The organism is Undibacterium sp. TC9W (genome assembly GCF_049339865.1).
Classification (GTDB): domain Bacteria; phylum Pseudomonadota; class Gammaproteobacteria; order Burkholderiales; family Burkholderiaceae_D; genus Undibacterium.
In genome coordinates this window covers 17,346-41,535 of record NZ_JBMPPJ010000002.1, presented here as the reverse complement: position 1 = coordinate 41,535, position 24,190 = coordinate 17,346, and the positions used below count along the sequence as shown (strand labels likewise).

20 protein-coding genes are annotated in these 24,190 nt (G+C 52.5%); 9 read left to right on the top strand and 11 right to left on the bottom strand.

Annotation, left to right across the window (positions count from 1 at the left end):
- Positions 1-20 precede the first annotated feature (20 nt).
- The 5 genes from ACO0LN_RS02490 to ACO0LN_RS02470 all read left to right on the top strand — a co-directional run bounded on the left by ACO0LN_RS02490 (position 21) and on the right by ACO0LN_RS02470 (position 8,759).
- Entirely contained in the window at positions 21-1,079 is a 1,059-nt protein-coding gene (locus tag ACO0LN_RS02490; RefSeq protein ID WP_422970811.1) for a LacI family DNA-binding transcriptional regulator, read from the top strand.
- A 674-nt stretch (positions 1,080-1,753) separates the two neighbouring features.
- A complete protein-coding gene (locus ACO0LN_RS02485) occupies positions 1,754-4,063 on the top strand; it encodes a TonB-dependent receptor (RefSeq protein WP_422970810.1) in 2,310 nt (769 codons plus the stop codon).
- A gap of 262 nt (positions 4,064-4,325) precedes the next feature.
- Positions 4,326-6,272 carry an alpha-amylase family glycosyl hydrolase gene (locus tag ACO0LN_RS02480; protein ID WP_422970809.1) on the top strand — a complete coding sequence of 649 codons (1,947 nt, stop codon included), beginning with the start codon at positions 4,326-4,328 and terminating at the stop codon, positions 6,270-6,272.
- 133 nt (positions 6,273-6,405) lie between these two features.
- Positions 6,406-7,410 carry a PfkB family carbohydrate kinase gene (locus ACO0LN_RS02475; RefSeq protein WP_422970808.1) on the top strand — a complete coding sequence of 335 codons (1,005 nt, stop codon included), beginning with the start codon at positions 6,406-6,408 and terminating at the stop codon, positions 7,408-7,410.
- A complete protein-coding gene (locus tag ACO0LN_RS02470) occupies positions 7,407-8,759 on the top strand; it encodes an MFS transporter (protein ID WP_422970807.1) in 1,353 nt (450 codons plus the stop codon). The genes ACO0LN_RS02475 and ACO0LN_RS02470 overlap by 4 nt, the downstream gene beginning before the upstream one ends.
- 114 nt (positions 8,760-8,873) lie before the next feature.
- On the opposite strand, the gene ACO0LN_RS02465 is transcribed toward ACO0LN_RS02470, so the two are convergent.
- The 8 genes from ACO0LN_RS02465 to soxC form a co-directional block, all read right to left on the bottom strand.
- Positions 8,874-9,281, bottom strand: a complete 408-nt coding sequence (locus tag ACO0LN_RS02465; RefSeq protein WP_422970806.1) for a hypothetical protein — start codon at positions 9,279-9,281, stop codon at positions 8,874-8,876.
- Positions 9,282-9,351: 70 nt separating this feature from the next.
- A complete protein-coding gene (gene soxB / locus ACO0LN_RS02460; RefSeq protein ID WP_422971262.1) occupies positions 9,352-11,064 on the bottom strand; it encodes a thiosulfohydrolase SoxB in 1,713 nt (570 codons plus the stop codon).
- A gap of 464 nt (positions 11,065-11,528) precedes the next feature.
- Positions 11,529-12,164, bottom strand: coding sequence for a sulfur oxidation c-type cytochrome SoxX (gene soxX, locus ACO0LN_RS02455; RefSeq protein WP_422970805.1), 636 nt, complete (start codon positions 12,162-12,164; stop codon positions 11,529-11,531).
- A gap of 10 nt (positions 12,165-12,174) precedes the next feature.
- Complete coding sequence (gene soxA, locus ACO0LN_RS02450; RefSeq protein ID WP_422970804.1) at positions 12,175-13,014, bottom strand: sulfur oxidation c-type cytochrome SoxA; 840 nt, start codon at positions 13,012-13,014, stop codon at positions 12,175-12,177.
- Between the two features lie 13 nt (positions 13,015-13,027).
- A complete protein-coding gene (gene soxZ, locus ACO0LN_RS02445; RefSeq protein WP_162042322.1) occupies positions 13,028-13,339 on the bottom strand; it encodes a thiosulfate oxidation carrier complex protein SoxZ in 312 nt (103 codons plus the stop codon).
- A gap of 170 nt (positions 13,340-13,509) precedes the next feature.
- Positions 13,510-13,998, bottom strand: coding sequence for a thiosulfate oxidation carrier protein SoxY (gene soxY / locus ACO0LN_RS02440; protein WP_422970803.1), 489 nt, complete (start codon positions 13,996-13,998; stop codon positions 13,510-13,512).
- Positions 13,999-14,118: 120 nt separating this feature from the next.
- Complete coding sequence (locus tag ACO0LN_RS02435) at positions 14,119-15,141, bottom strand: c-type cytochrome (protein WP_422970802.1); 1,023 nt, start codon at positions 15,139-15,141, stop codon at positions 14,119-14,121.
- Positions 15,125-16,489: a sulfite dehydrogenase gene (soxC, locus tag ACO0LN_RS02430; RefSeq protein WP_422970801.1), complete on the bottom strand. Its 1,365-nt coding sequence runs from the start codon at positions 16,487-16,489 to the stop codon at positions 15,125-15,127. The genes ACO0LN_RS02435 and soxC overlap by 17 nt, the downstream gene beginning before the upstream one ends.
- Before the next feature lie 278 nt (positions 16,490-16,767).
- Here soxC and ACO0LN_RS02425 point away from each other — a divergent pair, with 278 nt between their 5' ends.
- Entirely contained in the window at positions 16,768-17,373 is a 606-nt protein-coding gene (locus ACO0LN_RS02425; protein ID WP_422970800.1) for a rhomboid family intramembrane serine protease, read from the top strand.
- Here ACO0LN_RS02425 and ACO0LN_RS02420 read toward each other — a convergent pair.
- A complete protein-coding gene (locus ACO0LN_RS02420; RefSeq protein WP_422970799.1) occupies positions 17,368-18,270 on the bottom strand; it encodes a LysR family transcriptional regulator in 903 nt (300 codons plus the stop codon). The genes ACO0LN_RS02425 and ACO0LN_RS02420 overlap by 6 nt on opposite strands.
- Positions 18,271-18,418: 148 nt before the next feature.
- Here ACO0LN_RS02420 and ACO0LN_RS02415 point away from each other — a divergent pair, with 148 nt between their 5' ends.
- From ACO0LN_RS02415 to ACO0LN_RS02405, 3 genes are all read left to right on the top strand, one after another.
- Complete coding sequence (locus ACO0LN_RS02415; protein ID WP_422970798.1) at positions 18,419-19,018, top strand: short chain dehydrogenase; 600 nt, start codon at positions 18,419-18,421, stop codon at positions 19,016-19,018.
- 73 nt (positions 19,019-19,091) lie between these two features.
- Positions 19,092-20,012, top strand: a complete 921-nt coding sequence (locus tag ACO0LN_RS02410; RefSeq protein ID WP_422970797.1) for a hypothetical protein — start codon at positions 19,092-19,094, stop codon at positions 20,010-20,012.
- A gap of 280 nt (positions 20,013-20,292) precedes the next feature.
- Positions 20,293-22,893 (top strand): MXAN_6230/SCO0854 family RING domain-containing protein, encoded by a 2,601-nt coding sequence (locus tag ACO0LN_RS02405; RefSeq protein WP_422970796.1) that lies wholly within the window; start codon positions 20,293-20,295, stop codon positions 22,891-22,893.
- Between the two features lie 39 nt (positions 22,894-22,932).
- On the opposite strand, the gene ACO0LN_RS02400 is transcribed toward ACO0LN_RS02405, so the two are convergent.
- Positions 22,933-23,514, bottom strand: a complete 582-nt coding sequence (locus tag ACO0LN_RS02400; protein ID WP_422970795.1) for a YdeI/OmpD-associated family protein — start codon at positions 23,512-23,514, stop codon at positions 22,933-22,935.
- 141 nt (positions 23,515-23,655) lie between these two features.
- A complete protein-coding gene (locus ACO0LN_RS02395; RefSeq protein ID WP_422970794.1) occupies positions 23,656-24,180 on the bottom strand; it encodes a hypothetical protein in 525 nt (174 codons plus the stop codon).
- Positions 24,181-24,190 lie beyond the last annotated feature (10 nt).

Here is a 24,190-nt window from a genome sequence, read left to right as displayed (position 1 = left end):
CCCAAATTAAGAACAAGAAAATGAAAGCCAAGACGGACACCACAACAGACGCACACAAGTCCGCCAGCAAAGAACAGCGCCGTTTGCAGATGGCTGATATTGCCAGGCTGGCGGGCGTTTCCACCTCGACGGTGTCACGCGCCCTGAGTGGCAGCACGCTGGTCAATGATGAAACCCGCCAGCGCATTGCCGAACTGGCACGCTCGCTCAAGTATTCCATCAATATCGATGCCCGTAATTTGCGCCTCAAGCAGACACGTACGATTGCCGTGGTCGTGCCCTTTGATTCTGAAACCCGCCAGCATTTGTCTGACCCTTTCTTCCTCGGTATCTTGGGCAGTCTCGCCGATGCATTGACAGACCGTGGTTTTGACATGTTGTTGTCACGCGTAGATGCAGAACATCTCGATAATGCCGCGCAGATTTTTGATACTGGCCGGGTGCTGGGCGTGATCCTGATAGGCCAGTGGCGTCACCATGACCAGTTGAACCAGTTGGCGGCGCGCCATGTGCCCATCGTGGTATGGGGGGCACAATTGCCGCAGCAATTGTACGTGACCGTCGGTAGCGACAATGTCACTGGCGGGCAAAAAGCCACCGAGCACCTGCTGCAAAGCGGGCGCAAGCGCATTGCCTTTTTTGGGGACACGCAATTGCCTGAAGTGGCGCAACGCTACGAGGGGTATTGCAAGGCGCTGGCGCAGCATGGCATTGCCCTTGATGAAAAACTGGTCGTGCCCGCTTCATTCATAGAAGAAGGCGGCAAGCTGGCAGTGGCAGAACTGTGCAGCCGCAAAATCAGTTTCGATGCCCTGTTTGCCTGCAGTGATTTGCTGGCCATGACCAGCATCAACAGCCTCCGCGAGAAAAATTACCGTGTGCCGGATGACGTGGCCGTGGTTGGCTATGACGACATAGAACTGGCGCGCTACTTTCACCCACCCTTGACAACCGTGCGTCAGCCCATGGCACAGGCAGGCCTGGCGCTGGTCGATGCCCTGTTATCCCTGATAGAAGATGACAATAGCGAGGCAAGATTATTACCTACAGAACTGATGGTCAGGGCGAGCAGTATTTGACTGCAACGCCAGACACGTCCTGCGGGACAGGACAAGCATGGATTATTTGCATTACGGACAATCTATGCAAACGATTGCAATATATTTAAAAAATTTAAAGTATTGCTACAGAAAACTCAAAGACTCCCTCCTGATTTTCATTGTGCATCGCAGCATATATAAGCCCACCCAGTCTTTCTGTTGCTTGCGAAATACATGCGATGACGGCCATTTTCTTTACGTCTAAGAAGATAAAAATACGATAGATTGCTGATCAGATTTCATAGTACGCAATCCTTTGCGTCAACATCTACCCTTCTCATCTTCGTGCATGCCTGAAATTTACCCAAGAGAAATATTGCACCACTTTATTGCACCGCATCTCTGCAATCGATTGCAATTAAATCCGGTTTACCAGATAATTCTCTACACCTGCACTACAAAAGATCTTCAACAGCGTTTGCCTTGGCAAACCAGGGATCGCAAAAAAAAGCGCCATAGAGTACGACGGCTGATTGCAATGTCAACAGCCTGAACGTCCAAAGAGCGCGGCGAAAATTGTTGGAGGTCTTTTGTGACTGACACGGCATCACCGCTACCGGCGTGATGCCTGTGCTCAGGCAACAAGGTAAGAGACATGCATGCACAGACCTGTTCTGTGCGGCTTTATAAAAATGATGACAGCGGAGACAGCAATGAAATCATCACACATCAAAATGACGCGCATGGCCAGCGTCATTTCCCTGGCCTTACTGCACATGAACGGTGCATGGGCGCAAGACAATACAGCAGCAGACAAAGATAAAAACTCACTGAACCTGAATTCAGTCATCGTGACGGGTACGCCCACAGGCACTTCCAAGATGAAAGCCAGCGTATCCATCAGTACTATCGATGCTGACCAGATCGCCCAGTCCGCGCCGACCAATGCGGCAGAAATCTTGCGCTCCATCCCTGGTGTGCGGGCAGAATCCTCAGGTGGTGAAGGCAATGCCAACCTGACAGTGCGCGGCGTACCTATTTCTGCCGGTGGTGCGCGTTATGTACAGTTCCAGGAAGATGGTTTGCCACTGCTGCAATTTGGCGATATCGCCTTCGTCACACCAGACATGTATCTGCGCGCCGATGGCAGCCTTTCGCATCTGGAAGTAGTACGCGGTGGCACGGCATCAACCATGGCCACCAATTCACCAGGCGGCATCATCAACTTCATCAGCAAGACTGGGAAGGAAAAAGGCGGCAGCATAGGCATCACCAAAGGTGTGGATTTTAGCCAGACCCGCTTTGATTTTGGCTATGGCGCAGCCCTGTCTGACAAGACCCGCGCCTTCATCGCTGGTTATTACCGTAGTGGCGACAGTTCACGCCCTGCTGGCATGACAGCAGAAGAAGGCGGCCAACTGCGTGCCAATATCACGCATGAACTGGACAATGGTTACCTGCGCCTGAGTTTCAAGCATCTGGATGACAAGACACCGATGAATATGCCAGTGCCAGTCAGGACGGTGAATGGAAATATCTCTGAACTGCCCGGCATAGACCCGCGCACCGCCAGTTTTTATTCGCCCTACTGGACCCGCGATATAGTCCTCGATAAAAACAATAACAAGATCGCGACGAATGTGAACGATGGCCTGCATGTCGTCAACAATGCCTTTGGTGCAGAAGCATCCTTGAAGCTGGGCGGTGGCTGGACCCTGGATGAAAAATTCCGCAAGTCGAATAACACTGGCCGCTTTATTTCCATCTTCCCGGCTGATGCAGGCGTGACCGGTGCCGCAGCGACGAACATGACTTATGCTACCGGCCCCAATGCAGGCAAAGCATATACAGGCGCAGCATTTACGGCGACCGTGTTCAATACTTCGATTGATGACCTGGGCAGTACCGTCAATGACATGAAATTGTCCAAAGTATTTGAGACATCCGGTGGCAAGTTCGCCACCACGGTGGGCTGGTATTCATCCCTGCAAAACCTGGGCGTGACCTGGAACTTCAATCAATACCTGATGCAGGCCAGCGGTGACAAACCTGCCCTTTTGAATTCGAACGGCACGATTGCAGGCACACCCGGTTTGCTGGCACAAGGCACGGATGTATTTGGCGGCTGCTGCAACCGCAATATCGATGCGCAATACAAGACCAATGCGATGTATGCCAATCTTGGCTGGGAAAGCGGCAACTGGAACCTCGATGGCAGTCTGCGCTATGACAAGCAGGATGCCAGCGGCACCTTCAACCAGGCAGTCAATCAAAGTTATCGAGCGGCCAATACCAAATTCATCAACTATGGCGTGAACCATACGTCTTACTCTTTCGGCGCCAATTACCGTGTCACCAAAGACATCGCCGTATTTGCCCGCGTCAGCGAAGGCATCGCCTTCAATGCCGACCGCATCATGTTTGGCAATCCACTCGATGGCAGCACACCGATCAGTACCAATATCGTCAAGCAGACCGAGGCGGGTGTGAAATGGAAAGCTGGCAGCTTCAGCAGCTTTGTGACCCTGTTCCAGGCCAAGACAGAAGAATCGAATTTTGAAGCAACGACACAAAAATTCACTGCCAATAACTACGATGCCAAGGGCGTGGAAATCGAAGCCAGCTATCGCTACGACGCCTTCCAAGTCACTGGCGGCCTGACCTATACCAATGCCAGCATCACGGCAGCGAATGACAAGTCAGTGGTCGGTAAAACCCCACGCCGCCAGGCCAGCTACACCTACCAGATCGCCCCCACCTATACCATGGGTGAAGCCGTCTTCGGTGCCAGCCTGATAGGCACGGGCAAATCTTACGGTGACGACGCCAACACCCTGATCCTGCCCGCCTTCCACGTCCTGAACGCCTTTGTCAACTACAACATCAACGACAAAGTCCAGGTATCCCTGAGCGTCAACAACCTCACGAACAACATAGGCTACACCGAAGTAGAAGGCGATGGACACGCAGCAAGATCCATCAATGGCCGCAGTATTAAAGCGTCACTTAAGTATAGTTTTTAAGAAGCAAGGATGGAGTGCAGCGAACATCTCCCTCCCGTGCGTAGGAAGCGTGGAGGGGGCGTAGCGAGCGGCGTCAGTTTGAGTTGAGACGCGCAGTCGTACTTTAAGTACGTCGAGCATCACAAACTCAAAATCACGTCGCGCAGTAGCCCCATCCACGCTTCCGGAACCAGTCCCTGGTAGCACTTTAGGCTCCCCTACACCCCCAACATGTGGGGGAGCCATTTTTAATGACCCGTTTTTCTAAGGCACTACCTGCACCATGTCTGCCGCAACGAACACAGCACCTTTCCTCACAGCCCTGCTCAGCAAGCTGGCACCGGGCATGCACGCGCGCATAGGGGCCAGGCTGGCAAAGCATCTTCCCGATTTATACCAAACGCTACAGACACTGTATGGCAATCAATTCAGCAATGAACAAGCGTATGCCACATGGCTGACAGAACTCTTGCAAGTCGCAGGCGAGGCCATCGCAGCACGCCCCCTGCCCCTGCAAATTCTGGATGATGCCAGAAGCACCGACAAAAACTGGTTCGCCAAAGAAAACATGCTTGGCTATTGCTGCTATGCTGACCGCTTTGCCGGTGGCTTGCGCGGCGTGCAACAACGCATACCGCATTTGCAGGAACTGGGCGTAACTTACCTGCACCTGTTGCCCTTTTTAAAAGCCCGCGCTGGTGAAAATGATGGCGGTTTTGCCGTAGCCGATTTTGATGCGATAGAACCGCATCTTGGCAATATGGTAGACCTGGAAGAACTCAGCACTGCCCTGCGTGCAGCAGGTATCAGCCTGTGTTCTGACTTTATCCTCAACCACGTGGCAGACGATCACCCCTGGGCTATCGCGGCAAAGCAAGGTGACCTGCACTACCGCGATTATTTTTATCACTATCCTGATCGCACAGAACCAGACAATTACGAAAGAAACCTGGGTCAGGTTTTCCCGCAAGTTGCTCCCGGCAATTTCAGCTTTGCACCTGAATTGCAGGAATGGGTATGGACCACCTTCTACCCTTATCAATGGGATCTGAATTATAGCAATCCAAACGTCTTTGCCGACATGGCTGCAGCCTTGTTGCGCCTCGCTAACCGTGGGGTAGAAGCTTTTCGTCTCGATTCCACCGCCTTCTTGTGGAAGCGCGCTGGCACAAAATGCATGAACCAGCCAGAAGCCCACCAGATTTTGCAAGCCTTGCGCAGTCTGGTAGAAATTGCTGCCCCAGGTGTTTTACTGAAAGCGGAAGCCATCGTTGAGACGGCCGAATTGCCCGCCTACCTTGGCAATAGCGGTGAGACGAATTCAAAGCAGGAATGCCACCTCGCCTATCACAGCAGCCTGATGGCAGCCTCCTGGGTCGCGCTGGCAGAACAAGACACCAGCCTGATGCGCCATGTATTTGCAGGCACGCCAGCGCAGCCAGAGCAAAGCAGTTGGCTGACTTATGTGCGCTGCCATGACGACATAGGCTGGAATGTGCTGCGGCCAGAAGCGAGTCTGGAAGCAGAAGATGTACAGCAAAGGCTGGCCAGGGTATCCCGCTTCTATAGTGGCGAGGGCAGCTATGCGCGCGGCGCCAGTTTCCAGGCCAATGACCCGGCAGCAGTCCACGGCACGGTAGGCATGGCGGCAGCGCTGACCGGTTTTTCCAGCGCACAAACAGCAACAGAAAAACATCTGTCAAGGCAACGTCTGCTACTCTTGTATGGGCTGAGTTTTTGCTTTGGCGGTATGCCGCTGATTTATATGGGCGATGAGCTGGCACAGACAAATGATGAAGCATACAGGCAGGTACCCGCACAGGCTGCAGACAGCCGCTGGTTGCACAGGCCGGTCTGGGATGAAGAATTATATGCCCAGCGCCATTCCGGTTCGCATGAAGCGGGTACGGTATTCAATGCGCTTTGTCACTTATTGCAGCAGCGTAGGCAATTGCCGCGACTTGCTGCGCAGGAAGCACGACAACTGTTGAAAGCAAACAATCCTGCCGTGCTGGCTTTTTTGCGCGGCAGCGTGGATGATCCTTTGCTATTTTTAGGGAATTTTTCAGAGCATAGTATCAGCCTGGATATGGCGGAACTGCTGACGGGCCATGATATTCCTGGGCAAGGCTGGGTTGATCAGTTGAGCAAGCTTGATGTTGATCTTACAGTGACATTACAAGCATATTCTCAATTGTGGTTGGTAAGGAAACAGGGGCTTACAATTTAAGTGCTAGTTTGATTAGCCGAAACCCATCCCCACCCTCCCCCTCCCCTTGAAAGGGAGGGATTTATGAATGGTATCAAGGATTTGAAACTTGCAATTAAACCGCAACTAAAGCCCGCTAACAGAAAAGAAACCCATGTCACTGCAAAGCAAACCCATCATCATCTTTGGCGAAATCCTGATTGATGATTTCCCTGATCAGCCTGTCGTTGGCGGTGCACCTTTCAATGTGGCGCGCAGCCTGGGTTATTTTGATTGTGCTCCCCTGATGATTTCTCGCGTGGGTAATGATGCCACTGCGAAATTGATACTTGCTGACATGCAGCGGTTCAAGTTGCCAGTGACTGGTTTGCAAACTGACCAGCATTACCCCACAGGCCGCGTCAAGGTGACACAAGACAATAGCGCAGACAAGGCCAGTCACAAGTTCGACATCTTGCCTGACCAGGCCTATGACTATATTGAAAGCCATGCAGCCTTAACAGCCATGCTACAGGGCAGCCCTGAACATGATCAGGGCATCTTTTACTTTGGCACACTGGCACAAAGAAACCCTGTATCACGCGCAGCCTTGTATGCCTTGCTAAAAGAGACACTGGCGCTCAAATACCTGGATTTAAATTTGCGCGCCATGCAATACAGTCTGGCTACCATACAGCAATCATTACAGTTTGCCGACATACTCAAGGTCAATGAAGAAGAATTGCAGATACTGGCAGAAATTTACCTGGATAAACCCAAGGCAGACAGCGTGGTCACACTGGATGATGCAGATATTCTGACCCATGCAACAGCATTGATAAGCCTGTTCAAGCTGCAAGCCATTATCACCACCCTGGGTGAACGCGGTTATGCCTATCTGGATGAGGCTGGACAATACCTGCGCAGTGCAACTGAATCTGTCAAAATTGAAGTGGTTGATACCGTAGGCGGTGGAGATGCATTCTCTGGCATCTTTTTACTTGGCCTGCAGCGTGGCTGGCCACTGCTCACCAGCCTGCAGCGCGCCCATCAATTTGCAGCAGGTATTTGCGGCGTAAGAGGTGCAGTTGCCAGCGATGCTGACTTTTATGAACAATGGCAACAACGCTGGAATACGGAAACCCTGCCAGCCATTGCAAGCAGCGGAGCAAACCCATGAATGCAGCCACAACCAGCTCACCGCAGATGACCGGCAAACCCCGCCTGTCATTCTGGCAAATCATCAACATGAACTTTGGCTTTTTTGGCATACAGTTCAGTTTTGGCTTGCAGCAAAGCAGCATGAGTCCCATCTATGCCTACCTGGGTGCTGACGAAGCCAGCCTGCCCTATTTGTGGCTGGCCGGGCCAGTGACAGGTTTGCTGGTACAACCGCTGATTGGTGCCATGAGTGACCGCACTATCAGCCGCTGGGGCAGACGTACGCCTTACTTCCTGATTGGCGCCGTGCTGTGCAGCCTGGGTTTATTGATCATGCCGTTCAGCTCTACACTGTGGATGGCTGCTGGTTTGCTGTGGATACTTGATGCTGCCAATAATGTGACGATGGAGCCCTACCGCGCCTTTGTCAGCGACAAGCTCGATGCCAGCCAGCATTCTGTCGGCTTCCTGACGCAAAGCGCTTTCACTGGTCTGGGGCAAACCCTGGCCTACCTGACGCCATCGATCCTGGTGGTGGCAGGCATGAACAGCAATAGCGTTAACAGCCATCACATTCCCTATATTGTCATTGCGGCTTTCATCATAGGTGCGATATTTTCGATTGCCTCCATCTTGTGGACCTTGAAGACGACGCCAGAAATCCCATTGACAACAGAGCAGTTGGCACAGATCAGGCAACAAGCCTCAGGCTGGCGTGCCACCCTGGCCGAGATAGGTCTGGCAATAAAAGAAATGCCACCGACCATGCGCCAGTTGGCGCTGGTCAAACTATTCCAGTGGTATGCCATGTTTTGCTACTGGCAGTACATCATGCTTTCACTGGGCCGCAGCATATTTGGCACCAGTGACCCCAGTTCTGCCGGTTTTCGTGAAGCGGGATTATTGAATGGGCAGATAGGCGCTTTCTATAATTTCATCGCCTTCATTGCCGCCTTTGCCCTGGTGCCTTTCACCCGTCGCTTTGGCCCAAAAATCAGCCATGCCACTTGCCTGACACTGGCAGGCCTGTGCATGATGAGCATACCGGCCATACATACGCCAGCGCTATTATTCATCCCCATGCTGGGTGTGGGCCTGGCCTGGGCCAGTATCATGGGCAATCCTTATATCATGCTGGCTGGCAGCATACCGGCAGAGCGCACGGGGGTGTATATGGGAATTTTCAACATGTTCATCGTCATCCCCATGATCATACAAATCTTCACCCTGCCGCTGTATTACCAGGCCTGGCTGGGTGGCAATCCTGAAAACGTGATCAGGCTGGCGGGTGGCTTGCTGATTTGTGCAGCGCTGGCGGTGGGTATCGTCAAATTACCAAAAAGAACGCTACCCACCATCGAGACTTAAACCAGGCCAGGGTTACCAGTTACGCCAATCAAACGCGGTGTATTCAGTTTGCGTGGTGTGATTTTTATAGTCGGCCTTAAACTAAAACTGGACAACTATCAGTTCGGGGCTCTTTTATGCTTTCAGTTGAAATGCGGCAATTGCTGCCATTACCATGCTTGCTAGCCATACGTAATAACCAGTTGCAGCAAGGTATGGAAATTCGCCTGCACTACCGACCGCGATCAACTTTCCAAAAAGAAAAGAGCAGGCAAGGACCAAGGAAAGAACCGCAAACACCACAGATTGACCACTTGTCTCGTCCGTATGCTTAAACCAGGAGAGCCACAAGAGTAGATTAGCCAGCCAGGAAAAATGGCCAGCAAACAAACCTACAGGACCAAGCAAGAATGCTTCCAGCCCGTAGTGCACCGACGTCTTTCCATAGTAATCAGTCGTGTATGCGGGTAGGGCCAGGCATGCGACAAACGCCGTCAAACTGGCCCTTAGCGACCAATATGATAAAGATTTTCGTGTGATCATAGGTTGAGGCACCAGACTTGCGATACCTCACTAATTTTAAAGCGTTACATTATAACTTAGCAAACCCTCATCAACCCAACATGCCAGGATTACCAGCGACGCCAATCAAACGTGGTGTATTCAGTTTGCGCGGCGTGATTTTTTTGTGGGTACGCAGCCATTGCGCAACCACGTCCCAGACTGGCTCACCTTTGGCACCTTCAGCCACTGGTGCCCAGCCAGCCACCTTATAGACTTTGCCATCTGCCAGAGGCTGGCCGTTCAGGCGCATGTCCTGTATGCGCTTGCCCATGGCTGCTGCCGGTTCTATCGCATAACTCAAACCACCAACGCGCACCATGTCGCCACCTTGCTGGTAGTAAGGGTCGGGGTTGAACAGATTGTCGGCCACGTCTTCGAGCACAGTCTTGATGGCTGCGCCTGTCATTTCTGTGACGGTGGTATACGAATAGGTCGTGGCGGTCTGGTCCATCACATGCTCCATCGTAATGGCACTATTCGGCAACAGGGAGGTACCCCAGCGGAAGCCGGGTGAGAAAGCAATTTCTGCACCCTTGACTTCCATGAGGGCATCGACGATCAGTTGATCAAAGCTGCCATTGAAATTGCCACGGCGGTATAGCGTGCCCTCGGTCACCGCCAGTTTTTCACTCAGTTTTGCCGTGTAAGGTGCACGGATTTTTTGTATCAGTGACTGCATGTCGGCATCCGCAGGCAAGAAGTTGGCAAACACTGGCAGCAGCTTGTACTGGAAGCCCTGTATGCGCCCTTCTTTCACATCAAAATCCAGCACACCAAGGAACTTGCTGTTGCTGCCAGCATTGGTCACCAGGGTCTTGCCGCCACCATTTTCAACAATGACAGGTGCTGGCATGCCGTCGTGGGTATGTCCTCCCAGGATGGCATCTATGCCACGCACGCGCGAGGCCATTTTGAGATCGACATCCATGCCATTATGCGACAGGACGACGACCACCTTCGCCCCCTTGGCACGAGCCGCATCGACGGTCTTTTGCATATTCTCTTCCTGTATGCCAAAGCTCCATTCGGGCACCAAGTAGCGCGGATTGGCAATGGGGGTATACGGGAAGGCCTGACCGATGATGGCGACTGGCACACCATTCATTTCTTTCATGACAAAGGCTTCAAATACCGGATCACCAAAATCGGTAGTCTGGATATTTTGCGCGACAAAATCGATCTTGCCCTTGAAATCATTCTCGACTATATGCTTGACGCGTTTATCACCGAGCGTCATTTCCCAGTGCGCCGTCATGACATTCACACCCATCTGCAGACAGGCATCGACCATGTCCTGCCCTTTTGTCCACAAGGACGTAGCTGAGCCTTGCCAGGTATCACCACCGTCGAGCAAGAGCGCACCGGGCCGGTTGCCCTTGATGCGCTTGACCAGCGTCGTCAGATGCGCAAAGCCACCGACCTTGCCATAGGTCGCTGCCGCCTGTTCAAAGTTCAGGCAGCTAAAAGCATGGGCTTCTGGTGTATTGGGCTTGATACCGAATTGCTTGAGCAAATGTTCGCCGACCAGATGCGGGCTCTTGCCAAATGCCGCGCCTATGCCCAGATTGACGCTGGGTTCACGAAAATACAGCGGCAACAACTGCGCATGGCAATCGGTGAAATGCATGAGATGCACATTGCCAAAGCGTGGCAGGTCGTAGAGTTTATCTGCCGCCGGATTGGCGATGGCAGCCTGCGCATCTATCTGCATGCCGCCAGCGGCGGCAATAGCCATTACTTGTAAAAAATCGCGACGATTCAGGCCCATGGTGATTTGCTTTCTGTTTTGATGTTGCTTTGTCGTTGATTTTGACGCTGCTGTTGATTCTGATGTTGTCGTTGTTTTTGACTTTGACAGTTCCGATGTGTCGATGCCTTTGCTGCTAGACAGAAAATGGAAAAAGAAAGGCCGCTGTTTGAGCCGCAGGCGAGTTTCGGACTTTCCCATTTTTTGACTTGCAGCAAAGGGAACCCCGAAGGGGCAGCGACGCCTCGGTCGCCTTTCTTTGATTCCTTTCTTTGGCGAAGCAAAGAAAGGGATTCGGCCGCCGGGCCGGGACCCGGCCTGTGTCCGCGAAGGGCAATCGCGTTAATCAAGGCACACGGTTGTGCAAAGAACGCCACTGGGCTCCAGCCTGCGCTGGAGCGACGTTACTATAAATGCCGCTTATCAGCCAAACCCCATCCCCATCCCAACCTTCCCCTTGAAGGGGAAGGAGAGTCCGCTCACTTATTCACCGGCGACTCCACATCCAACAACAGCGCCATCACATCCTTCAACTGCGCCTCAGTCAATACCCCATTATGCCCAAACCTCGGCATACGGGAACAGGCGTTATAGGCCTGCGCGTTATACAGCTTGCCCCAGGTGTATTTCACAATCTCCGGGCTGGTACCCCGCAGCTTGCCGTATTGATAGAGCGAAGGCCCGATATTGCCGAACGAGATTTCTGTCTTGCTCATCTGGTGGCAAGCATAGCAATTGCCGCCGTTGACTGAACCCATCGCGTCTGAAGACTGCATGCCACGGCCATTCTGAGCGATTTTTTCGCCATTCTTCCAGTCGCCCATATACTGACCATCCGCCGGATATTTAACCGTCGCGAGTTGTGCCTGTTCGAGCTTCTTGGCTGGCTTGGCTTTCAGTCCTTGCGGGTTGGCGCTGCACAGGGCCTGGGCTTCGTCCTGTTGCACCATGCGTTCCATGGTGGCCGGGCCCTTGGCTTTGAAATCAGATTTCATCATTTCCAGTGCGGCTTTGGCATAGTCTGGTTCAGCGGCAGAAACCAGTGCCGTGCTACCGATGGCTAACAGCAATATACTGATATGGCTTATGCGTGAATTTATACGTAAATTTTTCATGCCTACCCCCTTAGCGTTTCAATGCAGGTGCATTCATGACCGCGCCATCGGCAGATTTTGCCAGGAACATGGTCAGTGCAGTGATGGTGTCTGACGCATAGTCAGGCACGGGGAAGCGTTGCTGGCGGAAACAGTCATTGAGCCTGTGCTGCATGGTTCTGACCTCACCTTGCGAGACGCGATAAGCTGGCCAGGTCGAATAGGCGGCCTGGGCGTTTTCCTTGTTATTCAGGTTGGGCAAGTCTTGCAGGCGTATGCGCTGGCCGTCTGCCGAGTGGCAGGATGCACAGGCAAAATCGTGGGAACCGGCGCGGTAATAAAATATTTTCTTGCCGATTTCATAGGCCTGTTTTTCTGCCGGATGTTTGGTGCTGATCGCCAGTTTCATGCCGCGTGATTCTGCCGTCAGAAAAGACACCAGGGCTTCGATATCAGACGGGTTACCGGCAGAACCAAAAGGTGTTTTCACCGCTTGCTCACGTGTCAGACCTTGCAGATTCATGCGACAGTGCATGAGGCGCTGTTCCAGGTCCATGACCTTGTTGGTGTCTTTAAAATAGCGCGGCAATTCTGCATACGCACCCTTGGTCACGCCTGGGCCTTTACCCAGATCACATTGCTCCAGCGACGCCTGATTGGGGCCAAGCTTTTTTTGCCAGAGTTCCTGGCCGCGCATTTCCCATAACTCTGCCGGATTGCCATCGGCCAGCATCTGGCGGTATTTGGCGATTTCTTCAGTTGCAGAAGTTTGAGAAGCGGCTTGTGCCTTCGCAGAACCAGACATTGCACACAACGCGACACAGACCGCTAGCGGCACGGCTTGCGCAAGTTTAAAGACAGCATGTGACATAGTTCTTTCCTTTTCAGGCGATGACGGCTTCATCACTACGTTGATCACCCTTGTTGTCTGTCCAGGTAACCGATACTTTTTCTCCTTTAACACCGCCTTTGAACTTGAAGGACAAAAACGGGTCTTTGGATACAGAGGGGCCAAATTGCGCGTCCAGCACCAGCTTGTCTTTCCATTTGGCTTGCAGAGTCTTGATGAAATGGGCAGGAACAACTTTGCCTTCAAGGTCCTTGCGCTGACCTGTTTCCATATCGTGACGTATCAATACTTTTACCTCGACAGCTTCGCCCACAACTGCCGCCCGAATACGCATAGGATCGCCCATGATGTCTCCTTTTTTGCTAATTTTAAATAGATACTTGATTAAGACTGGTCAAGACCTGAAAGCTCACCACAGAGGCACGGAGACACAGAGGTGCACAGAGAAACCCGCTTGTATCTGCTTCTCCAGGCTTACGATGCATCACAGTAGCACCTGACCTGAAATTCTAAAAATTAACCGCCGCAACCACCCAGAGTAACCTTGATTTCTTTCGATGCCACCAGCCATTTACCATCGGCCTTCACCAGGGCATGCACATTCGACGTTTCGCCGACCTTGACACGTGTTCCTACCTGGGGTTCAGTACCTTCGGGTATGGTAAATGCTGCCGACATGGCATTTGGATTTTTTTCAATCAAGATCGCAATGTATTCTGTATTGGCGGCCTTGCTGCTGACGTTAACCTGAACCACGGCACCATTTTCTGCAATGTCCGGTGCGCCAATGATGACATCAGCACTGACAGCAGGGCTGCCCGCGCCCAACGCAGCAAACGCATCTTGCAGGCTCTTGGCTTCAAAAGCCTTGGCTTGCCATTCTGCAGCAAATACATCGGATGGCTTGAGCAGACCAGCGGCAAAGGCCAGGCCAAATACTGTGGATATGCGCAAAAAATCACGGCGTTGCTGGCCGTCATCGTTGATCTTGAATGCCTGCTTCATTACTGTCTCCTGAGTAAGCGTACTGCTGCTATATTGCGAACTAAAAAAGTTTGATAAGCTTAACGCGAAATCGTTCCATCGATATGACAAAACTGAAAAAACCTTGCCGCTCCACGATGTTCACTGACGCATGACCCAGTCCAGCATGGTCTTGATGTCTGCATCCTTGATATGGCCTTGCGGTGGCATGGGGATATCGCCCCAGGCACCGCTGCCGCCCGTCTTGATTTTTTTGATCAGATTGGCTTCCGCATTGGCGTCACCCTTGTATTTTGCAGCGATCTGGGCAAAGCCGGGGCCCACTACTTTGTCCTTGACGCCATGGCAGGCCGTGCAGGCATATTGTTTGGCCAGCTTCAAACCTTCATCCGCAGCTGGCGCACTGACTTTGATGACGGCAGCCTTGTTCAGATCGATACCGCGCACGGCACCAATAGTACGGTTTTGCTCTACCGGGTTACCGTTCGCACTGCGGGCAAAGGCTGGCAGTTCAGAGGTGATCTTGACTTCCTTCAGGCAGTCTTTCATGCAGGCAGTGTTTTTCACATCTGGCTTGCCGCTGGTTTGCCACAGACCATGTTTCTCTGTCATGCCATTACGGTTAGGCATGCGCTTTTGCACTTCGGCGATGTTCTCGTCCGACATGGCAAAGTCGTCGGCAACCACCCCGCCCAGATTCAGGATATAGGCGGTGACGGCATACACTTCATCGGTGGTCAGGGTCTTGGGCGCATTCCAGGGCATGGCGCGGTTGATGTAATCCCACAAGGTAGAAACCGTCGCCACCTTCATCAGGGTAGTACGTTGCGGCTGGCTATTGCCTGTCAGTGCCGCCACGCGGCCATTCTTGACATCGTCTTTTGTCGTGCCACCGACTATGGGAGTGAAGACCTGGTTCGATTCACCAAAAGTGCCATGACAGGAGGCACATTTGCCATCCCATACCTGCTGCCCCTGATCGACACTGCCGCGCCCTTTGGGCAAACCCCTGAAGTCGGGGCGCACATCAATGTCCCAGGCAGCGACTTCCTTGGGTGTGGCAGCACGGCCTATATTAGTATAGTCCGCTGCACTGGCGGCAAGACTGAAGCCAGCCAGCAAAAGGGCAGATAAAGACTTGCGCAACTCAGGCCACTTGTACATTGCTGACCTCGCCGTCTTCATTGATTTTCCACGATTGAATAGCATTATTGTGATAAATCGATTTGGTGCCGCGCACTTCGCGCAACTGGTTGATCTTGGGTTGTACATAGCCGGTTTCATCTATCGCCCGTGATTGCAAGATCGCTGGCCCGCCATCCCAGTTCCAGTCCATGTTGAAGCGGGTCAGGCATTTGCCCAGTATTGGCCCCTCCAGCCTGGCGGTGCGCCAGCTACGGCCACCGTCAGCAGAGACATCGACACGCTTGACCTTGCCACGGCCTGACCAAGCCAGGCCGGTGATATTGTGAAAACCTTTTTCCAGCAGCATCTGCCCGCCAGAAGGCGTGGTGATGACGGACTTGCATTCTTGCACCGAGGTGTATTGCCTGTGCAAGCCGCTGGGTTGCAGGTCTATGTAGTGTATCGCTTCATCCTTGGCGGCCCAGGGCTGGTCACCAACTTCGATACGGCGCAACCACTTGACCCAGGACACCCCCTGGACGCCGGGTACGACCAGGCGCAGCGGATAACCATTTTCTGGCCGCAGCATTTCACCATTCATGGCATAGGCAACGATAACATCATCCATGGCACGGGCGATATCGATGGTGCGCGTCATGGCGGAACCATCGCCACCTTCGGCCAGGACAAATTTGGCTTTCTTGCGGTCTATGCCGCAATCATCGAGCAGGACAGATAAGGGCACACCTGTGTATTCGCAGCAGCTCAGCATGCCATGGGTGTATTGCACGGTAGGCACGGCGACATTGCCCCATTCCGTTGCGCTGTTCGCGCCGCATTCGATGAAGTGCATACGTGATACTGAAGGCAGGCGCATGATGTCATCCATGGTATACACCTTGGCTTCGCGTACCAGGCCATTGATCATGAAGCGGTGTTGTGCCGGGTCGATATCTATCCAGCCCTGATGGTGGCGTTCAAAATGCAGGCCATTCGGTGTGATGATGCCAAAGAAGCCCTGTAGGGGTGCGAACGACACGGAAGCCTGTGGCACCCGCGTCAAGCCCGGTGACTGGCGACGCTGTAAATTGGCCTCAAATTTAGATGGCTGGCCATAGCCTTGCATGACGACCGGGTTGCCGAGTGTCTTGGCCTGATCCTGCAAATTCAGTATCAGTGGGTCGCCATCACCTTCAGGCATGCTGCCAGGTCTGGCCATGGCAGCACCGCTTGCCAGTGCAGCCGTCGCTGCAGCAAAGCTTTTGCGCAAGAAGCCACGCCGCTCATCATTCAAGCCTTGCTCAGTAATGGCCTCGCGCAAGGGTGCATCCAAAAAATTCTCGGGTGCACGGCGCAAAAGACCGGACTTTTTTATCTGGATAGACATGAGACTGAAACTTTCCAATGAGATACTGGGTTCATGCTGCGCCTGTATGCTGCCACCATCCGTACTATCAGTGACAGCATAGTTTATTCTCCAAGCACAGTTTTCACGATCTGTTTTTGATCAAGCTCAAATAATACTATTTGCGCATATAATCAAATAAGGAAGGATAAAAGGCAAATACTTTCTTTTGTGCAATGCACAAATAAACAATCCCTGGGCTGGCACAGCTGCTTTCATGATAAATTCTTGCTCTCGCATAAGCATGCAAAATCAGCAAGATGAGCCTGAAAAAACTTTTACCCATATCGCCTGTAGCAATTCTTCTCTTTGTGCTGATATTGGCGGGCTGGACTTGCCCTGTCCTGTATTTCGGAAAATCTTTTTTTGCCTCGCAAAAATCCGTACTCCTGCCGCAGTTGGGTGCGGCAACCGGGGAGCTGTTCACCAGCCATGAATGGTGGCGTTTGCTGGTCTCGCAATTCCTGCATGTACATTTCCTGCACATGCTGTTCAATGCCTTGTCCATACTCATCCTTGCCAGCAGCCTGGAAAGAGCAAGAGGCTGGCTGGCCCTGCTGGCGATTTACTTCATTGGCGGCCTCACCGGCCAAGCTGCCAGCGCCTGGTATTACCCTGCACTCGTCACCGACGGTGCCTCACAGGCCCTGATGGCCTTGTGTGCCGGCATGCTGGTCTTGCAGCCACGCAGCAAAGTGACCTGGTTTGCCGGCCTGGTAGTCGCCATACAAGTAGCGCTGGATGTGCATGCGATTGCAGGTATCAAGGCCGGGCATTTGTATGGGTTTGTTGCGGGATTATTGGTCAGTCTGCTGATTGCACTGCGACAAAAAAATCAGCTTGCAAAAGAGAATGCATCCTTATGATGAGACCGCATGTGCCTTTGCTGGCAAACCAAACCTGCCCAGCATGAATTCTATAAACGTAGAAAGCTTGGGCGTGGGTTGCCTGTCACGTGGATACAGCAGATGCATGGGGCGTGACGCTGGCAGGTAGTCTTCCATCAGTGGCACCAGTCTGCCTGCAGCAACCTCACTGGCGAGCAGCAGTTCAGATTGCATGACGATACCGAAACCAGCCACGGCAGCACTCTTCAAGGCCTGGCCATTGTTCGAACGCAGGCGGCTGACGGGGATGTCGGTGACGTCTTCACTCAGGCGCCAGCGCACATGCTTGTTCCAGTGTAAAAAATCCAGGCATTCATGCGCTGTCAGATCGGCAGGTTTAAACGGTATGCCCTTGCGTTGCAGGTAGGCAGGCGCGGCGCAGATCATCATGCGGTAAGGCCGTAGCGGGCGGGCAATCAGGGTGGAATCTTCCAGCCTGCCTATGCGTATGGCGGCATCGTAGCCATCTTCGACCACATCCACCAGTCTGTCATTCATGTGCAGGTCAGCACGCATTTCTGGATATTGCGCGAGGTAATCAACCATGGCCGGAGCCAGCAATTCACTGCCGAAGGTCACGGGGGAGGTGATCTTCAGCACGCCACGGGCACCGCCGCGCATCCTGGCGGCACCGGACTCTGCCTCGCTGATCTGCGCCAGTATGGCCCGGCATTGCTCCGCGTATTGCAAACCCAGCTCAGTCAGGCTCTGGCGGCGCGTCGTGCGTGTCAACAGGCGCGCGGCGAGCAGTTCTTCCAGAAACTGTATGTGTTTGCCGACCATGACGGGTGAGATTTCGCACTGCGCTGCGGCAGCCGTAAAACTGCCTGCATCGACAACGGCGACGAATACTTCCATGCTGCGCAATTTATCCATTGCTCACCTCAATTACTAACCAATGGTTAGCAATATATGCGTTTCTGTGACATTTATCTACATTAAAAATTGGAAGATACTTAATCCTGAACTTCAAAGCTTCAGGATTATTTAAAACGAATGCAATCACCAACGAGAGGAACAAACCATGAAACTCATCATCATCGGTGCCAACGGCACAGTAGGCAGCGCTATCAGCAATGAACTCGGTGCCCGTCATGAACTTATCCGCGTTGGCAAGAGCAGCGGTGACATACAACTGGACATCAGCAACAGCGAACAGATACAGGTGCTGTTTGCCCGTACTGGCAAGGTTGATGGCGTGGTGGTTGCGGCAGGCCATGTGCATTTTGCCCCTCTGGGTGAAATCGAAGAACAGCACTATCATATCGGCCTCAACAGCAAGCTCATGGGCCAGGTGAATGTTGCGCGCATTGCCCAGGACTATCTGCATGATGGCGGCTCTATCACGCTGACCAGCGGTTTCGTCGGCGACATACAAATACGTGCTGGCGCCAGTGCAGCCATGGTCAACGGTGCCATCGAAGGTTTTGTGCGTGGCGCAGCGATAGAATTACCACGCGGCTTGCGCATCAATGTTGTCAGCCCCGGCTTGCTGGAAGCCTCGGTCGCGGCACTGGGCAGTTTCTTCCCTGGCTTTGAAGCAGTATCTGCAAAACGTGTGGGCCTGGCCTATGCGAGGAGTGTTGAAGGGGCGCAAACCGGGCAGGTTTACGCTGTGCGCTAGGCAGGTTTATGCCGTGCGTTGGATAAGCAGCACTTATCAAAAAAATAGCACAAAACAGCGATTACCAGTTAGCATGGACCTGCAATGCCGCTGGCAGCAAAGCCTGCCAGCGACCATCATCCATGCGACCGGGAGTGCTGCCTTGAGTAATGAAAACTTTGATGCCCCTATCTTCATAGAAGATGGTCCTTACATAGACTTGCTGCCCGGCGTATATCCCTATCTGTATAACGAGCGCGGTCACTGCAGGCAATTGCGCCAGGCGTTTGGCACTGAGATCAGCATCGCCGAAGATAATCCCGATCTTGAGCTGGGCACAAAATACAAGGGCATCAGCCACCAGCCCAAGACCATACCGAATGATGGTCACCCTTACCAGATTACCGAATTCAATTTCAAGGTGGCAGAAGTCCATTACGAAGCCATCACCGCCACCAGGGAAAGCGTGCAGGCCTTTGGCATGACCCTACTGAAAAGCGGTGAGTGCCTGCGCTTTGAATATGAGGGCATGATCATGGCCCAATATACGTATGGCAAATGGGCGGGCCATCAGTCTCCCTACATAGGTGGCCGCCGGCGGCGCGAGTTGCTGACCCATAATCCCACTGACCTCGAATTCCATGACTTTCCTCACATCTTCTTTTCGCAGGATGACTTACCCCTGGTCATCAGCGTGGCACGCTGGCGGCCCTATGTGCAAGAAATTTGTCTGGCCGACCTGTGGGTGGCGCCAGATGATGCCATCGTCTTGCCGCCGAAGACCAGGCCAGCGCCACCTGAAGGGCAACTGTCAGAAGAACAGTCCAGGCGCATCATCATAGACCTGCACGGCAACCGCAACTCTGCCCTCGCTTGCTGGGGTAGTGACAAAGCCGCACTGACGACAACGACTGTGCTGGGTAATGCCCTCACCATGCAAACCCGTGCCCCGAATTATCATGAAGAGCAGCACCCCAGCAAACACCCTTACCCCGGCAGCAGACTCGCTGGGTGATGACATCGGCCTCATCATATCGAGCGGAATACGGTATGAAGGGCCTGGGTTTTAGCGCACCGCTTTCAAACCTATCCTTTTCCCAAACCCTTGATCTTCTGACAGTATTTGCGTTAGCATCTGTATTGCGAAGGCTCAGACTGGGCTTCCTTCTACAACCTGAAACAGCCCGGTCGATTTCCTTCGCAACTTATTTCTTCACCTGATTTTATATCAGGGATACTTTGATCATCAGCGGAAGTTGGCTCGGGCCCTCTTCCGTTTTTTGTTGGAAGCGTGCATGACTTTGCCATTTTCTGCGACACAGGCTTTACTGCTCAGAAGAAAACATCTGGTTTTTGTAGAAGCAGGCACAGACGCCAGCCTTCTGCCAGAATCCTATCTGCAAGCTTTTGAAATCAATCTGGCGAAACTGGGTTATGCCGTCTCCACCCGTCTGCGTCTGGCCTTGCAAGGCCAGAGCGCGAATGCACTAACGCAGATCCAAAAGCATGTATGGAAAGTTTTACTGGAAAAAGTCGGTGGTAACCAGCAGTTGATGCCGCAGTTTCGTCGTTTCCCTGAAGATGTGCCCGCAGATACGCATGCACTGTGGCGTCAGCGTGTGCTCAGTCACTTCCTGCAACTACCTGATCAGCCCTGTCTATTCTGTTCACAAACTGGCAGCACACATGTATTGGCGCCTTGTGAACATGTGGTTTGTGATCATTGCTATGACGGTAGTAATTATTCTGCCTGCCCAATCTGCGGCCAGCAAACAGAGTCATCAGCATTCTTCAAGCCAGCCCAAGCACGCCAGCAGCCAAAAGAAAACATTATTTTCAAGCTGCTGGATCTGGGCCAGGATGTAGATGCCGCAGCAAAAGAATTCTTGCACAGCCTGTGCGAGCGCAAGCAAGCCATGTCACCCGTGGACAAGGACGACTTCATCGCCATCGTGCAAGAGTATGGGGTGGCAGTCATACCATGGTTGCCGGAAGTCATACCCGTGCGTGAAAACATTGCCCTTTTGTTTGGCAACTTGTTGAAGCAATGTGAGCCGGCCCCGGTCATGGATGCAGCAAAATCGTATATCAGCACTGCCACCGATGTGCTGCGCCTGATCGCAGCCTATTCGGGCGCTGACCCCGCCTTACAGGGCCAGACTGTTTACCGGCAACTCGCCATTGCAGAAATGCGTGGTGTCAAAAAATACCGGCCATGGTTTGAATCCAACCACTGGCTCGCCTGGGCCAAACGCCACACCCATATGCAAGTCACCCGGCTGGTCAAACGCTTTAAAGTTGCCAAACTGAGCCGCCCACTACGCAAGTCGCTTCTGGGCTTCATGGAAAGCCTGCGTCCTGATTTGCTGACTGAAGACATGCTCAGGCACAGATCGTATTGGGTATGGATGGGTGAATTCCTGCATCCGCATGAATACAAAAACCGCTACCCTCAGGTGGCAGCCGCCTTTACCATCATCCGCAAAAAATCTGCCGACGGCACGCCAGCGCCTGCCTTCCAGACTTTTTACGGCAAGCTTGAAGCCAAGCTGCGCCTGGGCGATGCGGGTGCCATGGCTGGCTTGCTGGCGCAAAGGCCGGGCGAACTGGCACGCCGTCTGGATTTATTACTGCGAACGGCGGGTACTGATGAAACAGCACTTGCCCAGGTCAAGTCTGCGTTTCAGAAGGCGCTGCCGCAATTTGCCACACCGGTGCTGCTCACCTTACTGGCTCACCTGCCAGTCAGGACGCAGGCTGTTAAAACCAGGATATATTGGCCCAAGGGCCAGGTCGCCAAAGCTGTGTTTGCACCTGAGACCAGAGCAAACCTGGACACAAATACCATAGTAGAAATAGTCGCCGCACTGGAAGAACAACTCATGCAGCGCTTTGCTGCAAAACCCCACTATGATCAATTCATCATAGACCGGGCATTACAAGACATCATCGTGCCGTTCAATGAAAGAACTGCGAGCAAATCAGCGATCAGCCTGCCGCGCGGCTCCAGCATTGCTGTCACACCAGAAAAAACTGCACGCCTGTTTTTACACTGGTGTCAGCCTGAGAGCAATGCCAGCCGTACTGACCTGGATTTGTCAGTCGGTTTTTATGACGCTGACTGGCAGTATCAGGGAGTTTGCTCCTATTACCAATTGCAGTTGCAGAGCAAAAATGGTCAGCATATCGCCCGTAGTTCTGGCGATATCACCAGTGCCCCTTTCCCTGATGGCGCCAGTGAATTTGTCGATATCGATCTTGAAGCAGCCCAGCTGCAAGGTATACGCTATGCAGTGGTGGTCTTGAATAATTATTCAGGTATGGCCTTTGAAGACCTGGAACGTGCCTATGCTGGCATCATGTTCAGGGACGATGTTCAAGGACATCATTTTGACCCACGCACGGTCGAGCTCAGGTTCAATCTGCAAGGGGCCAATGGCATCTTCCTGCCCATGGTCATCGACCTGCAGGATGGGCGCCTGCACTGGCTGGACATGTATTCCACAGGCATGTTCGCCATGAATAATGTCGCCAGCTCAAACAATGCCATCACCACCATTTGCCCCGAGCTGATCGCCTACTTTGCCAGCGGCACGCGCCCATCCATGTATGAGCTATGCCTTCTGCATGCTGCCGCGCGTAGCCAGGAAGTGCTGTTGCGCGGCAAGGACATGCAGCGTTTTATACGTGCAGAGAATGAAACCAATGCGGCATTTCTGGCGCGCTTGCGACGTGATTCTGGTCAGCAGTTACCAGCAGATGCATTGCGCTTTGAACGCAGCATTTTTGCCGCCCTGTATGAAGGTAACCTGCCCTTGCCCGAAGGCAGTGCCATCTTTGCCCTGAAACCGGCAGCCATCACAGGCAATCTGGCTGCCAGCGATCTGCTAAGTTGAGCGTGCGCTGACGGCTGACAGCTGACAGCTGAAAAGAACTCATTCATCATCCAGCCCCTTGCCTTCCAGTATCTGCGGAATCGCTTTTTCCACTCTTGATTCGCGGGTCCTGGATTGTTTGGCGGTAGAGAAATGCAGCAGGTATGCTCTTTGCCGCCCAGGGGTCAATGCTTCAAACGCTTTTTTCAAAGCGGGCATGCTGTCAAGCTTGATCTGGAATTCTTCAGGCATATTGAATTCTGTCGTCTTTTTGAATTCCACCTTCAAACCGGCTTTTTCTACTGCAATCGCATCCTTGATATAAGCTTTGATCGCGGTTTTTTTCTTGCTGATTTCTTCAACGCTGGTGAAACGAAGTTGCCTCGCCGCCTGGGTATTCTCGGTCTGCTGTACCAGCAAACCCTTGCTGTCTTTTAGCAGCGCTCCCTTGAAAAACAGCAGGGCAGCATATTCCTTGAAGACATGAATAAGAACAATATTTGTATCCTCATGCGTATAGCAGGGGTTGCCCCACTTGAATTCTTCAGTCAATGGGCATTCAAGGACTATGCTGCGCAATTGCTCGATTTCTTCTTTCCAGGTCTTGGCTTTGCTGACGTAGGCATCGACTTTGGGATTCATATTGTCTCCATGAAAAAGCTGGCTTGATTATCTGACCATGCTGCTAATTTAGCATGCAAATTAGCAATCATTCAAGTAACAGATTTCCCTCCAATCAACAACGCAACCCCGTCCGCCGCAGTCACATTTCGCGTGAACCGCTCAGGGTGTGACAAGCTTGCCTGTGCGTATATCAAAAAACAGGCGCTTTTCGTCAGCTGTCTGGACTATGAATTTTCCATGTTCATCTATGCCCAACCCATGACCCCAGTAATAATGCGAAACAGTTTCTTTCAAGATGCGCTTGTCGGGAATGATCTCCTTCAATCTGACCTTTCGCAATACCTTGCCATGCTTCCAGAAGGTCAGCATGACCATGTCGTGACTATAATCCTGGGGTATCAGGTTCAGGCCATCATACTCAGTCACACAATATTCGCCATCATTGCTGATAGAGGGCGCACGAAACCAGCCAGACATTTTCCAGAGCAACTTGTTATTCTTATCCAGGACTTGCGTACCAAGGAGCGGATCAGAAATGATCTGATATTGTTGATTCTGGCTGGCACGCGTGATTTTATGTGGTGGCTGCAAAGGAGTATCTGCATGGACGCTATCCACCAATAAAAAATTTAAAAATAAACCGGTCACGCATAAAGCCATAAAAGCGAAGGTCTTGTTTAACATTACAGGATAG

What these genes read in the sequence shown, in the direction of transcription:
- ACO0LN_RS02490 (WP_422970811.1), top strand. Translation starts at nt 21, where the DNA reads ATGAAAGCCAAGACGGACACCACAACAGACGCACACAAGTCCGCCAGC.
- ACO0LN_RS02485 (WP_422970810.1), top strand. Translation starts at nt 1,754, where the DNA reads ATGAAATCATCACACATCAAAATGACGCGCATGGCCAGCGTCATTTCC.
- ACO0LN_RS02480 (WP_422970809.1), top strand. Translation starts at nt 4,326, where the DNA reads ATGTCTGCCGCAACGAACACAGCACCTTTCCTCACAGCCCTGCTCAGC.
- ACO0LN_RS02475 (WP_422970808.1), top strand. Translation starts at nt 6,406, where the DNA reads ATGTCACTGCAAAGCAAACCCATCATCATCTTTGGCGAAATCCTGATT.
- ACO0LN_RS02470 (WP_422970807.1), top strand. Translation starts at nt 7,407, where the DNA reads ATGAATGCAGCCACAACCAGCTCACCGCAGATGACCGGCAAACCCCGC.
- ACO0LN_RS02465 (WP_422970806.1), bottom strand. Translation starts at nt 9,281, where the DNA reads ATGATCACACGAAAATCTTTATCATATTGGTCGCTAAGGGCCAGTTTG.
- soxX (WP_422970805.1), bottom strand. Translation starts at nt 12,164, where the DNA reads ATGAAAAATTTACGTATAAATTCACGCATAAGCCATATCAGTATATTG.
- soxA (WP_422970804.1), bottom strand. Translation starts at nt 13,014, where the DNA reads ATGTCACATGCTGTCTTTAAACTTGCGCAAGCCGTGCCGCTAGCGGTC.
- soxZ (WP_162042322.1), bottom strand. Translation starts at nt 13,339, where the DNA reads ATGGGCGATCCTATGCGTATTCGGGCGGCAGTTGTGGGCGAAGCTGTC.
- soxY (WP_422970803.1), bottom strand. Translation starts at nt 13,998, where the DNA reads ATGAAGCAGGCATTCAAGATCAACGATGACGGCCAGCAACGCCGTGAT.
- ACO0LN_RS02435 (WP_422970802.1), bottom strand. Translation starts at nt 15,141, where the DNA reads ATGTACAAGTGGCCTGAGTTGCGCAAGTCTTTATCTGCCCTTTTGCTG.
- soxC (WP_422970801.1), bottom strand. Translation starts at nt 16,489, where the DNA reads ATGTCTATCCAGATAAAAAAGTCCGGTCTTTTGCGCCGTGCACCCGAG.
- ACO0LN_RS02425 (WP_422970800.1), top strand. Translation starts at nt 16,768, where the DNA reads ATGAGCCTGAAAAAACTTTTACCCATATCGCCTGTAGCAATTCTTCTC.
- ACO0LN_RS02420 (WP_422970799.1), bottom strand. Translation starts at nt 18,270, where the DNA reads ATGGATAAATTGCGCAGCATGGAAGTATTCGTCGCCGTTGTCGATGCA.
- ACO0LN_RS02415 (WP_422970798.1), top strand. Translation starts at nt 18,419, where the DNA reads ATGAAACTCATCATCATCGGTGCCAACGGCACAGTAGGCAGCGCTATC.
- ACO0LN_RS02410 (WP_422970797.1), top strand. Translation starts at nt 19,092, where the DNA reads ATGGACCTGCAATGCCGCTGGCAGCAAAGCCTGCCAGCGACCATCATC.
- ACO0LN_RS02405 (WP_422970796.1), top strand. Translation starts at nt 20,293, where the DNA reads ATGACTTTGCCATTTTCTGCGACACAGGCTTTACTGCTCAGAAGAAAA.
- ACO0LN_RS02400 (WP_422970795.1), bottom strand. Translation starts at nt 23,514, where the DNA reads ATGAATCCCAAAGTCGATGCCTACGTCAGCAAAGCCAAGACCTGGAAA.
- ACO0LN_RS02395 (WP_422970794.1), bottom strand. Translation starts at nt 24,180, where the DNA reads ATGTTAAACAAGACCTTCGCTTTTATGGCTTTATGCGTGACCGGTTTA.